Origin of the sequence: Citricoccus sp. SGAir0253 (genome assembly GCF_005877055.1) — a bacterium.
In the GTDB taxonomy this organism is placed as follows: Bacteria; Actinomycetota; Actinomycetes; order Actinomycetales; family Micrococcaceae; genus Citricoccus.
Genome location: NZ_CP039424.1, coordinates 1,256,415 through 1,270,662, shown reverse-complemented (window position 1 = coordinate 1,270,662; position 14,248 = coordinate 1,256,415). Strand labels below are relative to the sequence as shown.

Sequence of the window (14,248 nt, the reverse complement as noted above, 5' to 3'; positions counted from 1 at the left end):
CTAGTGGGCCGTCACGGCGCGCAGCTGGCGCAGCGCCACGGACAGGGAGGCCAGGTCGTCCGTGCCGCCCTCCTGGACCTCCGCCAGGAACTGCTCGGCCCGGCGCAGGCTGCCGGCCCGCTCCTGCGTCCAGCGCTCGACGAGCGCGTCCGTGCCGCCCGCCTCGCCGGCCCCGCCGGCCTCGCCGTCCTCGTCGGCCTCGCCGGACAGGACGTCGTCGGTGAAGCTCACGAGCAGTCCGTAGAGGTCGTCGCGCAGGGCCGCCCGCGCGAGGGCCCGCCACCGGCCGTCGCGCGGCAGCCCGGTGATCCGGTTCAGCACCGGGTCCACGTCGAACCGGTCGTAGAGCCGGTAGTAGACGTCCGCGACCGCCCGCGGGTCCCGGCCGGTCTGCCGTGCCAGGTGCACGACGTCGAGCAGGCCGTAGGACTCGAACTGGTAGGCCCGGCGGCTGGCCAGGTCCTCGGGCAGTCCCTGCTCGAGGGCCTCGTCCCGCCACTGCCGGTAGCGCTCCTCGTCCTGGCCGCGCAGGATCTCCGGCAGCTCGGCGGCGAGCGCCTGGACGTGGTCGCGGAAGTACGCGACGCCGTCGCCGACGCCGCTGGCCGCACGGGTCCGGTGGTTGATGAACCAGCGCACGGAGCGGTCCAGGACCCGCCGGGCGTCGAGGTACACGCGCGCCTTCGCCTCGCCCGGGACGGACGCGGGCAGGGAGGCGATGCGGTCCAGGAAGGGGCCGAAGGCGAAGATCTCCTTGATGGCCACGTAGGCGTGCACCACCGCGGCGGGCTCCGCGCCGGTCTCCTCCATGGCCCGGAAGACGAAGGTGGTGCCGCCGGTGTTGACCACGTCGTTGGCGACCATCGTGGCGATGATCTCCCGGCGCAGCGGGTGCAGCCGGACCTGGTCGGCGAAGCGCTCGCGCAGCGCCTCGGGGAAGTACTGCTCCAGGGTGGACTCGAACCACGGGTCGTCGGGCAGGGACGAGTCGAGCAGCGCCGCCGAGAGGTGGATCTTGGCGTAGGCGGACATGACCGCCAGCTCGGGCGTGGTCAGCGAGGCGCCCTCGCGCTCCCGGCGCTCCAGCTCGGCGTCGTCCGGCAGGGACTCCAGGTCCCGGTCCAGGTCGGCGTTGGCCTCGAGCCAGCGCAGGTGCCGGGCGAAGCTCGGCAGCCACTCGGCCACCTTCTGCGAGTCGTTGCGCAGCAGCGTGTTCTGCTCCACGTTGGTGCGCAGCACCAGCCGGGCCACGTCCTCGGTCATCGACTCCAGCAGCGCGGGGCGCTCGGGGGCGTCCAGGGCGCCGGCCGCGACCAGCTGGTCCACGAGGATCTTGATGTTGACCTCGTGGTCGGAGCAGTCGACGCCGGCGGAGTTGTCGATGGCGTCCGTGTTCAGCAGGACGCCCTTCAGGGACGCCTCGATCCGGCCGCGCTGGGTGAGGCCGAGGTTGCCGCCCTCGGCCACCACGCGGGTGCGCAGCTCGGCCCCGTTGACGCGGATGGCGTTGTTCGCGCGGTCGCCGACCTCCGCGTGGTCCTCGTCCGAGGCCTTGACGTAGGTGCCGATGCCGCCGTTGTAGAGCAGGTCGACCGGCGCCTGGAGGATGGCACGGATCAGCTCGGCCGGGGTGAGCTCCGCGGTGCCCTCGGGCAGGCCCAGCCGCCGGCGCACCGGCTCGGAGACGGGGACCGACTTGGCGGAGCGGTCGAAGACCCCGCCACCCTCGCTGATGAGCGACCGGTCGTAGTCGGACCACGAGGACCGGGGCAGCTCGAACAGCCGGCGGCGCTCGGCGAAGGAGGCCGCCGCGTCCGGGTCCGGGTCCAGGAAGACGTGCAGGTGGTTGAACGCCGCCACGAGACGGACGTGCTCGGACAGGAGCATCCCGTTGCCGAACACGTCCCCGGACATGTCCCCGATGCCGACCACCGTGAAGTCCTCGGACTGGGTGTCCACGCCGATCGAGGCGAAGTGGCTCTTGACGGACTCCCAGGCGCCGCGCGCCGTGATGCCCATGGCCTTGTGGTCGTAGCCCACGGACCCCCCGGAGGCGAAGGCGTCGCCCAGCCAGTGCCCGTACTCGGCGGAGATCTCGTTGGCCGTGTCCGAGAACGAGGCGGTGCCCTTGTCGGCCGCGACCACGAGGTAGGCGTCGTCGCCGTCGTAGCGCACTATGTCCTCGCGCACGGAGAACCGGGCCCCCTCCGCGGTGCGCTCCTGGCGGTCCGTGAGGTCCAGCAGGCCGCGGATGAAGGTGCGGTAGGCCTCCTGGCCGGCGGCCATCCAGGCCCCCCGGTCCGCCGCCGGGTCCGGCAGGCGCTTGGCGTAGAACCCGCCCTTGGCGCCGCTGGGGACGATGACGGCGTTCTTCACCTGCTGGGCCTTGACCAGGCCGAGCACCTCGGTGCGGAAGTCCTCCCGGCGGTCGGACCAGCGCAGCCCGCCGCGGGCGACCGGCCCGAAGCGCAGGTGCACGCCCTCGACGTCCGGGGCGTACACCCAGATCTCGCGGGCGGGCCGGGGCCGCGGGGCGAACGGGACCTCCTCGGTGGCGACCTTGAAGCTGATCCGGCGGTGGTCCTGGAAGAAGCTCGTGCGCTGGGTGGCCTGCATGACGGTCAGCACGCCCTGCAGGACGCGCTCGGCATCCAGCGTGGGCACGGCGTCGATCGCCTCCTCGACCAGCTCGCGCAGGCGCTCGGCCTCTCGGCGCCGGGCCGGGCCGGCGGTGGCGCCGTCGTCGTCCGTGGCGGCCGGCAGCGCCGGGTCGAACCGGGCGTAGAAGTAGTCCACGAGGGCCCGGGACACCTCCGGGTGGGCCAGCAGCGAGTCGGCCATGAACGTCAGCGTGTACGGAAGCCCGAGCTGGCGCAGGTACTTCGCGTACGCCCGGAGCATGGCGACCGTGCGGTGGTCCAGGCCCTGGGCCAGCACGAGGCGGTCCATCGCGTCCGACTCGGTGGCGCCCGTGGCCGCCGCCACCACGGCGTCCTCGAGCAGCCGTGCCGACTCGCGCGGATCGGTGCCCTCCGGGTAGCCGAGGCCGAAGTCGTAGAGGTAGAACTTCCGCCCGTCGGTCGGCTCCACCTCGAAGGGCCGCTCGTCGATGACGGACAGGCCCAGGTTCTGCAGCACGGGCAGCACCTCGGTGAGCGTGCGCGGACGGTCCGAGTAGACCTTCATCCGCCCCACCGTGCGGCCCCCGACCAGTTCCCCGGCCTCCCGCGAGCGCTCGTCCGCGACGGGCGGCACGACGTGCACCCCCGGCGTGCCGTCCCCGGGCAGGCCGGTGAAGCGGCCGATGTCCTCCAGCGCGTCGTCGACCTCGTACGCCACGCGGTAGGCCTGCGGGAAGGCCTCGTCCCACAACCGGGCGGTGTCCACCCCGCCGTCCTGGCCGAAGGCCTCGACGGCCTTCTCGTCCACGCCCTCCTTCCACGACCGCACGGCCTGGACCAGGCGCCGCTCGAGCTCCTGCGCGTCCACCGGGGCGGCGCGCTCGAGCTCCCGCGGCAACCGGATCCGGAAGTAGAGCCGGGCGAGGACGGACTCGGTGAGGCGGACCTGGAAGTCGAGCGACTCCCCGCCCAGGGCCTCGAGCAGCACGTCCTGGATCCGGCCGCGCACCGTGGTGTTGTACCGGTCCCGGGGCAGGTAGATCAGGGCGTTGATGAAGCGGCCGTACGTGTCCGGGCGCAGGAAGAGCCGGGTCCGGCGGCGCTCCTGCAGCTGGAGGATCTGCCGGCAGGTGTCCCAGAGCTCCTCGACGCCCACCTGGAACAGCTCGTCGCGGGGGTAGGTCTCGAGGATCTGCTCCAGCTCGGCGCCCGAGTGGGAGTCCTGCGGGAAGCCGGACAGGGCCAGCACGGCGGCCACCTTGTCCCGCACCAGGGGGATGTCCGCCACGGAGACCGTGTAGACCGAGGGGTCCCAGAGGCCGATGAAGCGCCGCTCGCCCACGACCCGTCCGTCCCGGGCGTAGGTCTTGACGGCCACGTAGTCCAGGTACGCGGCGCGCTGCACGCGCGAGCGCGAGTTCGCCTTGGTGATGATCAGCGGGATGGGCTGCTCGATCTGGTTGCGCCCGGCCAGGGACAGCGGGGACGGCGGCGCGCTGGGCCGTTCGCGCAGCACGCCCAGGCCCGTGTCCTCCACGGGCACGAGCACCTGGCCGTTGTCCCCACTGCGCAGGAGGTACTCGCGGTAGCCCATGAAGGTGAAGTGCCCGTCCTCCATCCAGTTCAGCAGCTCCGTGCTCTGGCGGACCCCGTTGACGGTCGCCGGCGCATCGTGGGCGAGGGTGCGGGCGGCGGTGAAGGCGGCCGAGCGCATGCGGTCGGAGTCGGCGACGGCGGCGCGCACGTCCGCCAGGACCACGGCCAGTCCCTCCTCGAGCTCGGCGGCCTGCTCGTCCGTCATGGGCCCGAGGGTCTGGATCCCGATCCAGGACTCGACCTCCGCCCGGGCGCCGTCCCCGGACACGAGCGAGCCGAGGCTGGACAGTGCCGCGGTGGTGTCCCCGCTGGCGGTGCCGTTCTGGGCCAGCACGCGGTGGACGGAGAGCAGGCGGCCGGTCTCCTCGTCCCGGTGGGTGATGAACGTGGGGTGGGCCACGAGCTGGATGGCGTGGCCCAGTCGGGTCAACTCGGCCGTCACGGAGTCGACCAGGTAGGGCATGTCGTCCTGGACGACCTGGACGAGCGCGTGGGGGCCGGCCGGGGTGACCCGGACGACGGCCTCCCGGCGGCCCTTCGCGGCGGCCAGCTCCACGTGCGTGGTCACGAGCGCCCGGCGCGTTCCCGGGTCCAGTTCGGCGACGTCCGCCTCCGAGACGTGCTCGAAGTAGGCGCTCTCCAGGGAGGCGGGATCGACCTGCTCCTCCGGGGTGGTGGAGTCGTGCTGGTCGGTCCACAGGGGGGTCGACGATGACATCTGGTGGTGTCCTCTTCCATCGCGGCAACGGTTCCGGTGCACCGGGGCGACCGGATCAGTGGAACGTCCTTGGTCCACTCCTCCCGAGCCTAGTGGCCCACGTCTCACGGCGTGAACCGGCCGCGCCCGGCCCGCCGCGGGGCACCCACCGCCGCCAGCCAGAGCGGGCCTCGACCGGGTGCGGGGCACCGGCCAGTCCCGCCACGGCCCGCCGCAGCGCCGAGGACGGGGCCGCCTCGGCCAGGACCTGGCCGCCGAGCACGGCCCGGTCGAGGGACCGGCGATCCCAGGGCAGGAACGCGGAGACCTCCCGGTCCCCCGCGAACCGCTCGAGCACGCTGCGGACCTGCGCCTGCGGGGCCACGCCCGAGGCCTCCGCCCGGACCTGGTTGACGACGAGCTCCACGTGCGCCGCGGCGGCCACCCCGGTGCGGTCCAGTTCGTCCAGGGCGCGCAGCAGCCGCGGCAGGCCCACGGGGTCCCCCGTGCCGACGGCCAGGACGCGGTCGGCGGCGGACAGCCCGGCCAGGGTGGCGGCGTTGCGCTGGGGGGCGGGCACGTCGAAGCTGAGCTCCTCGTCCTGCTCGAGGCTGAAGCCGCAGTCGAGCACCACCTCGTCCCAGCCCGCGGACCCCGCCTCGAGCACGGCGTCCAGGGCGCCCCGGCGCAGTTCGGGCCACCGGTCCGCGCGCGTCAGGCCGGTGAGCACCTGGAGCGTGGCCCCGGCGACGCGGGCCGTGAGGGCGCACCGCGCCACCCCCTCGGGGTCGATGCCGCCCTGGTCCGCCCGCCGGCAGGCCTGGGCGATGCCGGCGGACTCGTCGAGCAGGCCCAGCAGCACCCCGGCCGAGGCGGCGTAGGTGTCCAGGTCCACGAGCAGGGTGCGCCGGCCCGCGAGGGCGAGTTCCACGGCCAGGTTGACGGCGACCGTCGTCCGCCCGGGGCTGCCCGCCGGCCCCCAGACGGCCGTCGTCCGCGGTGGGGCGGCCGCCGTCCCGGGGCCGTCCACCGGCCCGTACCCCGGGTCTGTCCCCGCTCCCGGGGCGGCCGCGGTGACGTCCCCGAGCCCGGCGTCCGGGCCGACGGCGGCGCCGGGTGCCTCCGGCCCGGCGCCCGCGGGCGCCGCGGGACCGGCCGGCGCGGGATCCGCCCGCCCGGGGGCCGGCGCCGCGGTGCGGCCATCCGCGGCATCCCCTCCCCCCGCGGTACCGCCGGAGTCCGGGGCCAGGAGGACCTGCTCCGGACCGGGCGCCGCCCGACGCCCGCGGCGGACGCCCTCGGGATCCCGGCCCGTCCCGCCCCGTGCGCCCGCACCGGAGCCGGCGAGGGGCTCGCGCACCGTCGTCGCGGCGTCCTGCAGCAATGCCGCGAGGGCGGCGGGGTCGCCGCCGACCGCGAGCGAGGGCACCCCGAGGCGGTCGAGCCGCTCGCGCTCGGTGGCCACCTCGCTCAGCGCCGCCACCGCGGGCGCCCGGCCGGCGGATCCGGCGGCGACGGCCTCCAGGAACGTGAGGGTCAGCTGCTCGGTGTCGCCCGCGACGAGCAACACGTCGGCGAGACCGGAGCGGCCGACGGAGATGAGCTCGGCGAGGCTCTCGCACCGGCGGACCACCGTCACGGGCCCGCGCAGCCTCTCGAGCCCGGAGACGTGGTCGTGCCCGGGCAGGATGGTGGTGGCGACCGAGACCTGGCGCACGTCCGGCCCTACCGTCCGCCGAGCGAGGGCACGACGCTGATGCGGGCACCGTTGCCCTTGGCGTCCAGGACCTCCGGCAGCTCGTCCGGTCCCAGCAGCACCTGCACGGAGACGTCCCCGGTGGTGCCGAAGGAGCCCGTGGCCTCCGAGACCTCGGCGAGCTCGGCGTCGCGCGCGACCAGCTCCGGCTCCGCGAAGCCCTGGCGGCCGTCCGGGGTCGCGATCCACACGTCCACGCGCGCCCCGGGACCCGTGCCGGCGGGCAGGGCGTCGTCCAGGGTGAGGGCCACGGCCTGCCGGGACGCGGGGTCCACGGCGGCCACGGCCCGGGCCGGCAGGAGCTCGCCCCGCCGGACGGTGCCGACCACGGACACGTCCTGCGGCGCCGGCCCGTCCGCTGGCAGGTAGTCGTCGGCAGCGTCCCCCAGCCGGGCCTCGACGACGGCCAGGTCGCCCGGCTGCACCAGGGCGCCGGGCACCAGGTCCCGCCCGGCGGCCCAGTACCCCTCGGACCGGTCCAGTGACCGGACCAGCGCCACGACACCGGCCACGGACAACAGCACGAGGAGGATCCCGGCCAGCAGCCGCGGATCCCTCCAGCCCGGCCGCCGCAGCCGCGGAGCCCCTGCAGTGTTCGTCCCCTCCACGCGCACCCCTCCCGTCCTCCCGGCGGGCCCGTCCCCACCGGCTGCTGCCGCCAGCCTAGTCAGGTGGCCACGGCCGGGCGGTCCGCCTGTGGACGGTGTCGCGGACGGTCCGGTCCTGTGGACGGTCGGCGGCGCGGCGGAGGGGACGTGGGACAATGGCGCCAGGACACCCGCCACCACGACCCGGAGGACCGATGCCGCGCTTCCTCACCCTGACCGACGTCGCCGAGGAGTTGCAGATCTCCATGGCCCAGGCCCGGGCGATCGTGCGTAGCGGCGAGCTGCCCGCCATCCAGATCGGCGGGCGCGGACAGTGGCGCGTGGAGCAGGTCAAGCTGGACGAGTACATCCAGGGCCTGTACGCCGAACAGGCCGCCAAGGCCGAGGCCCGGCGGGCGGTGTCGCCTCAGACCGAGGACGCCTGAGCCGACCGCACCAGCCGCACGGCGCCGAAGGGGATGACCCGCACGGCGCGCACGCTCGCCGGGCGTCGGTGCTCGTCCCGCGGGTGCACGGCCAGGTCGAAGTGGTCCTGGCCCACCCGGTCGATGGTGCCCTCGCCGAGGGAGCGCCCGTCCCGGCCCAGGACCACGACGCCGGCCCGCGCCCGGGACAGGGCGCGGTAGGCCGCCCCGATGCCCAGCCTCCGGCGTCCGGCGGACGGCTCGGGCGCCACGCCGGCCAACGGTCCCTCCACCGCGAGCACCTCCCCCAGGTTCACGAGCACCCCGCCCACGTCGTCGGTGCCGCCGAGCCAGGACGGCCCCACGGAGGACACGGTGACCACCAGGCGTTCGCCCTCCGGCAGGTGCAGGTGCACGGCGGTGCCCACGGCGCCCCGGATCCGGTCCGCCAGCGCGATGCCCGCCCGTTCCCCGCGCGTCATCTCCGCCGCCTCGGCCTCCGTGTCCTGCCACCGCCCCTGGGCCAGCTGGGCCTCGAGGTCCGCGAAGAGTCCGTCCCATCTCATGGGGCCAGCCTAGGGGGCCGGCGGGACCGTCGCGCGCCGTCGTCCTCGGCACCCCGCGAGGGCCCCTCGGGGGAGCACCGGACGCCGGAATGGCATCAAATGACATCAAACGACACCCAAGACGACCTGAATGGGGTGGAAGATAGCCATTGACATCATAGTGCACGACCTGTTGGCTGGGCGCATCACACCCATCCGTGCCGGCTCCCCCGCCGCACCCGCCGAAGGGACGTCCCCGTGAGCGCCTCCTCCCCCCGCCACCGCCCACCCCTCGCGGGCGAGGACCTGGTCCTGGCCCTGCTGTGCACCGCGGCCGGACCCGTCCTGTGGTGGATCGGCTCCGCCGGCCTCCGACCGGGGGCGCGGGGCGGACTGCAGCTCGTGGAGAACGCGGTGGCCTCGGCGTGTGCCGGGGCGGGGGTCCTGGTGGCGACGTGGTGGCTGCTGGCGCTGGCCGGTGCCCTGCTGGCCTCCGTGGGCCACCGCGTGCACTCCGTGCGCCTGGCGCGGTGGGGCCGGGGCCTGTCCCCGGCGTTCCTGCGCCGGGTCGCCGCGTCCGTGCTGGGGGTGAACCTGGTGCTGGCACCGGGCGCCTGGGCCGGCGAGGCCGAGCCCGCTCCCCCGGCCGCGGTCGGGCTCCACGGCCCGGGGCCGCGCGTGTCAGCGGCCCGGCCGCCCGCCGCACTCCCTCCCGGGGGCCCCCCGCCCACCTGGGCCGCGGCCGCCGTCGACCTGCCCGAGGCCCCCCGCGAGGTGACGGACCCGCCGCATCCGGGGTGGCGGCCGGCGCCGCCACCGCCCCCCGTCCCGGGGGCGACGCTGACCGCTCGCGGGGACGCCGCGGCTCCGCGGTCCGTGACCGTCCGGGCCGGGGACTGCCTGTGGGACATCGCCGCCGAGGAGCTCGGCCCGTACGCCACGGACCTGGAGATCGACCGCCGGTGGCGCCAGTGGTACGGGCAGAACCGGGCGGTCATCGGTCCCGACGCCGGCCTGCTGGTCCCCGGGACGATCCTGGCCGCGCCTCCCGTCTCCTGATCCCGCCCGGGACGCGGCACTGTGGTGCCGCGGCCGACACGCACCCACCGAACCACCGGAGGAACCATGACCATCGCCGGCCCGACCATCGACCACCGACCGTCCGCCGCACCGACCGCCTCCTCCGTGCCCGGCGCGCTGCCGCCCCGGGCGCCGGGACAGCCCGCGGGCTCACCGGCGTCGGCCCGGCCCCTCGAACGGGGCGCCCCGCGGCCGGCGCTTGCCGCGTGGGCGCCGCGTCCACCGGCGGACGGCGCACCGGTCCCCCGCTGCCGTGCGCGGGACGAGACGCGCCGCGAGGAGGAGCGCCACGTGCGGGCGCTCGCGCGCATCGTGGCCCTGGCCTGCGTGGAGGCGGAACTGGGCCTGCGCCCGGCCCGGCAGCTCTCCGCCTGGCTGGACCTGCCCACCTACGGCAAGATGGTCCGCCGGGCGGACCTGGCCGGCCGGACGCGGCCGGACCGCGGGGCCGCCGGGGCACCCCAGGCCCTCGGCGCGCGGTGCTGCGCGGCCGCCGAGGGCGTCTACGAGGCCAGCGCCACGGTCAGGCTGCCGGACCGGGTCCGGGCCGTGGCCCTGCGCATCGAGCGCCGCCGCGAGCGGTGGAAGGTGACCGCGCTGGAGCTCGGGTGAGCCCGCACGCGGCCCGGGACTCAGCGCCGGCCCGTGCGCCCCTTCTTCGAGGACCCACCGCGCCCGCCGCCGCCGGCGCCGGCCGCCTGGGCGGCGCCGCGCCGCTGGCCGTCCGCCCCGTCGGACCCGGTGCGGCGGACCTGGGTGGTGACCTCGCCCGAGTCGGACGGCGCGGAGAACCGCAGGGTCGCCGGCTGCTGCGGGGCCTCCAGGCCCTTGATGTTCAGCACGGGCGTCATGGTCGCGGACCGGGCGTCCTGCACGCCCGGCAGGGACGTCGGCGCCGGGGCGGTCTGCACCTCGAGGTTGAACAGGTAGCCCACGGACTCCTCGCGGATGGCCTCCATCATGGACTGGAACATGATGTAGCCCTCCCGCTGGTACTCCACGAGGGGATCGCGCTGGGCCATCGAGCGCAGGCCGATGCCCTCCTTGAGGTAGTCCATCTCGTAGAGGTGGTCCTGCCACTTGCGCCCGATGACGGACAGCACCACCCGGCGCTCGAGCTCCCGCAGCGTCTCCGCGCCGACCGAGGCCTCCCGGTCCTCGTACGCGAGCTTGGCGTCCGAGACGAGTTCGCGCTTGAGGTCCGCGGCCTTGAGCTTGGTCGTGCCGCCCGCCTCCTCGAGGACTTCCTCCGGGGTGACGCCCACGGGGTACATCTGGCGCAGGTCCGTCCAGAGCTGCTCGAGGTCCCACTCCCCGGCGTGGCCCACGGCCGTCGCCTCGTCGACCATGGCGGAGATGGCGTCCTCCAGGAAGTGCTGGACCTTCTCCCGCAGGTCCTCCCCCTCGAGGATCTGCCGGCGGTCGGTGTAGATCGCCTCGCGCTGGCGGTTCATCACGTCGTCGTACTTCAGCACGTTCTTGCGCTGCTCCGTGTTCCGGGCCTCCACCTGCTGCTGGGCGTTGGCGATCGCGGAGGACACCATCTTGGACTCCAGGGCCATGTCGTCCGGCACGGAGGAGCTGTTCATGATCCGGGAGGCGGCGGCCGGGTTGAACAGGCGCATCAGGTCGTCCGTCAGCGAGAGGTAGAACCGGGACTCGCCGGGATCGCCCTGGCGGCCGGAGCGGCCGCGCAGCTGGTTGTCGATGCGCCGGGACTCGTGGCGCTCGGTGCCGAGCACGTAGAGGCCGCCGAGGGCGAGCACCTCCTCGTGCTCCTTGCGGACCGCCTCCTGGGCGGCGGCGAGCACCTCGTCCCAGACGCGCTCGTACTCCTCGGCGTTCTCCTCCGGGTCCAGCCCGCGCCGCTGCATCTCGGCCACGGCGTTGAACTCGGCGTTGCCGCCGAGCATGATGTCCGTGCCGCGTCCGGCCATGTTGGTGGCCACGGTGACCGCGCCCCTGCGGCCGGCCTGGGCGACGATGGCCGCCTCCCGGGCGTGGTTCTTGGCGTTGAGCACCTCGTGCCGGATGCCGGCCTTGGCCAGCAGCTTGGACAGGTACTCGGACTTCTCCACGGAGGTGGTGCCCACGAGCACGGGCTGTCCGGTCTCGTGCCGCTCGGCGATGTCCTGGACCACGGCGTCGAACTTCGCGACCTCGTTCTTGTAGATGAGGTCCGTCTTGTCCTGGCGCTGGATCGGCTTGTTCGGCGGGATCGGGACGACGCCGAGCTTGTACGTGGACATGAACTCCCCGGCCTCGGTCTCGGCCGTGCCGGTCATGCCGGACAGCTTGTCGTAGAGCCGGAAGTAGTTCTGCAGGGTGACGGTGGCCAGCGTCTGGTTCTCCGCCTTGATCTGCACGCCCTCCTTGGCCTCGATGGCCTGGTGCATGCCCTCGTTGTAGCGGCGCCCGGACAGCACGCGCCCGGTGTGTTCGTCCACGATGTTGACCTCGCCGTGCATCACGACGTAGTCCTTGTCCCGCTTGAACAGCTCCTTGGCCTTGATGGCGTTGTTCAGGTACTGGATGAGCGGGGTGTTCGCCGACTCGTACAGGTTCGAGATGCCGAGCCAGTCCTCGACCTTCTCGATGCCCGGCTCCAGCACGCCGACCGTCTTCTTCTTCTCGTCCACCTCGTAGTCCTCGTCGAGGGTGAGCCGCGTGACGAGCTTGGCGAACTCGGTGTACCAGCGGCTGGCGTCGCCCTGGGCCGGGCCCGAGATGATGAGCGGGGTGCGCGCCTCGTCGATGAGGATCGAGTCGACCTCGTCGACGATGGCGAAGTGGTGCCCGCGCTGGACCAGTTCCTCGCGGGACCAGGCCATGTTGTCCCGCAGGTAGTCGAAGCCGAACTCGTTGTTCGTGCCGTAGGTGATGTCCGCCGCGTACTGGGCGCGGCGCGTGGCCGGGTCCTGGTTGGCCACGATGCAGCCCGTCTCCATCCCGAGGAAGCGGAACACGCGGCCCATCAGCTCGGACTGGTACGAGGCGAGGTAGTCGTTGACGGTGACCACGTGCACGCCCTTGCCGGCCAGCGCGTTGAGGTAAGCGGGGGCGGTGGCCACGAGCGTCTTGCCCTCACCGGTCTTCATCTCGGCGATGTTGCCCAGGTGCAGGGCCGCCCCGCCCATGAGCTGCACGTCGTAGTGGCGCTGGCCCAGGGTGCGGCCGGCGGCCTCGCGCACCGCGGCGAACGCCTCCGGCAGGAGCGCGTCGAGGGACTCCCCCTCGGCGACCCGGGCGCGGAGCCTCTCGGTCTCGCCGCGCAGCTCGGCGTCGCTCATCCCGCGGAACTCGTCCTCGAGGACGTTGATCGCGTCGGCGAAGCCCCTCAGGCGCTTGAGGACCTTCTTGTCCCCGGTCTTGAGGATCCGCTCGATGAAAGATGCCACGTGTCTGGACTCCCTGTTCCCCGGCGCCCGGGGTCGTCGGTATGCGTTGCGCTCGCGTGGCCGGGCGGGACCGTGGGCCCGGTCCCGGCTACCCGCCCAGTCTACGGTCAATTGGCTGGGAGCTTCCTCAAGGCCCGGGCCAGTTCCGGCGCCAGCCGGCCGGGCGCGTCCGGGGGGACGACGACGTCGCCCAGTCCCAGCCACCCGGCCAGCTCGCGCAGCTCGGCGGCGAGCTCCGCGGCGACGTGGCCGGTCCCGGCGGCGCGGGTGCGGCCGGGGGCCGCGGTGGCGGGGCCTGGGGCGGCCCCGGGCACGCCGTCGGGGTCCTCGGGCCAGGCGCCCTGCACGCGCAGGACGCCGGCGGACCGGTCGGCCTTGAGGTCCACCTGGGCGGCCAGTCGCTCGCCGAGCAGGAACAGCAGCGGGTAGTACCCGCGGGTGCGCCGCGCCGCCGGGGTGTAGATGCCGATCCGGTAGCGCACCCCGAACAGCGCCTCGACGCGGGGACGGTGGAAGACGAGGGGGTCGAAGGGGCTGACGAGGGCCCGGCCGGTGGCGCGCCGCGGCGTGCGCGCCTCGCGGTGGCGCCAGCCCGGGACGGCCGTCCCGCGGGGGCCGGGCATGAGGACCGGCTCGAGTTCGCCGCCGCCCCGGAGGTGCCCGACGGCGTCGCGCGCCTGGGCGACCGTGATCCGGTAGTAGTCCGCGAGGGAGGCGGTCGTGGCGACCCCCAGCGCGCGGGACGCGGCGCGGACCAGCTCGACGGCCGCCGCTCCCGGCTCGGGGAGCTCGGCGGCCGGCAGCAGGCGGTCCGCCGCGAGGAAGCGGCGCTCGAACTGGGCGGTGCGCCCGGCGCTGGCCACCAGGCCGGCGGCGAACAGGTCCTCCAGGACTCGCTTGACCACCGACCAGTTCCAGCCCCAGTGCCCCTCGGCGCGGCCGTGGCCGCCCAGGCGGACCTCCACCTGGCGCGCGGTCAGCGGCCGGGGGCCGGAGAGCACCTCGAGGATCCGCCGGGACAGCTCCTCCCGCAGCTGCGGGTCCAGGTCCCGCGCCGTCATCCACGTCCGGCGCTGCACCGCCACGAGGGCCGGGCGCAGGCGGACGGGCACGAGCGAGGCCTCGTGCGCCCAGTACTCGGTCCACTGACGCGGCGCGCGGTGCGAGAGCCGGTCCAGGGCGGCGGTGTCGTAGGGACCGAGCCGGCTGTACAGGGGGACGTAGTGGGCCCGGGCCAGCACGTTGACCGAGTCGACCTGGAGCACGCTGAGCTGCTCGAGCACCGACCGGAGCCGGCGCGCGCCGGCCGGCCCGGTCGGACGGGCCCGGTCCAGCACCTGGGCGGCGAGGACCGTGCGGCGCACCTCGGAGGGGCCCAGCAGCGGCGGCGAGGACGGTGGTGGCGTGGCGGGCATGGGAAGGGTCTCTCGGTCGAGGGCTGCGGCGGGACGGGGACGCCCGGGGGCGGGTGCGGCGGCTCGGCCGCGCACCGCCGGGAGCCGCCCCGGACACGGGCAGTGCCCGCCCCGGGCGGGACGGGCAC

At 74.8% G+C, this 14,248-nt stretch carries 9 protein-coding genes; 3 read left to right on the top strand and 6 right to left on the bottom strand.

Annotation, left to right across the window (positions count from 1 at the left end):
* The 3 genes from E7744_RS05760 to E7744_RS05750 are packed head-to-tail and all read right to left on the bottom strand — an operon-like array spanning position 1 to position 7,284.
* A complete protein-coding gene (locus tag E7744_RS05760) occupies positions 1-4,935 on the bottom strand; it encodes an NAD-glutamate dehydrogenase (RefSeq protein WP_137773296.1) in 4,935 nt (1,644 codons plus the stop codon).
* Between the two features lie 55 nt (positions 4,936-4,990).
* A complete protein-coding gene (locus E7744_RS05755) occupies positions 4,991-6,631 on the bottom strand; it encodes an ATPase (RefSeq protein WP_137773295.1) in 1,641 nt (546 codons plus the stop codon).
* 8 nt (positions 6,632-6,639) lie between these two features.
* Entirely contained in the window at positions 6,640-7,284 is a 645-nt protein-coding gene (locus E7744_RS05750) for a flagellar biosynthesis protein FlgA (protein WP_137773294.1), read from the bottom strand.
* Between the two features lie 188 nt (positions 7,285-7,472).
* Between E7744_RS05750 and E7744_RS05745 the strand changes: the two genes are divergently transcribed.
* Positions 7,473-7,703: a helix-turn-helix domain-containing protein gene (locus E7744_RS05745; protein ID WP_137773293.1), complete on the top strand. Its 231-nt coding sequence runs from the start codon at positions 7,473-7,475 to the stop codon at positions 7,701-7,703.
* On the opposite strand, the gene E7744_RS05740 is transcribed toward E7744_RS05745, so the two are convergent.
* Positions 7,685-8,248 (bottom strand): hypothetical protein, encoded by a 564-nt coding sequence (locus E7744_RS05740; RefSeq protein ID WP_137773292.1) that lies wholly within the window; start codon positions 8,246-8,248, stop codon positions 7,685-7,687. The genes E7744_RS05745 and E7744_RS05740 overlap by 19 nt on opposite strands.
* 237 nt (positions 8,249-8,485) lie before the next feature.
* Between E7744_RS05740 and E7744_RS05735 the strand changes: the two genes are divergently transcribed.
* Positions 8,486-9,286: a LysM peptidoglycan-binding domain-containing protein gene (locus tag E7744_RS05735; protein ID WP_137773291.1), complete on the top strand. Its 801-nt coding sequence runs from the start codon at positions 8,486-8,488 to the stop codon at positions 9,284-9,286.
* A gap of 66 nt (positions 9,287-9,352) precedes the next feature.
* Positions 9,353-9,919 (top strand): Rv3235 family protein, encoded by a 567-nt coding sequence (locus E7744_RS05730; RefSeq protein WP_246858572.1) that lies wholly within the window; start codon positions 9,353-9,355, stop codon positions 9,917-9,919.
* 20 nt (positions 9,920-9,939) lie between these two features.
* On the opposite strand, the gene secA is transcribed toward E7744_RS05730, so the two are convergent.
* Positions 9,940-12,705: a preprotein translocase subunit SecA gene (gene secA / locus E7744_RS05725; RefSeq protein ID WP_137773290.1), complete on the bottom strand. Its 2,766-nt coding sequence runs from the start codon at positions 12,703-12,705 to the stop codon at positions 9,940-9,942.
* Between the two features lie 107 nt (positions 12,706-12,812).
* Entirely contained in the window at positions 12,813-14,120 is a 1,308-nt protein-coding gene (locus E7744_RS05720) for a winged helix-turn-helix domain-containing protein (RefSeq protein ID WP_137773289.1), read from the bottom strand.
* Positions 14,121-14,248: the final 128 nt, after the last annotated feature.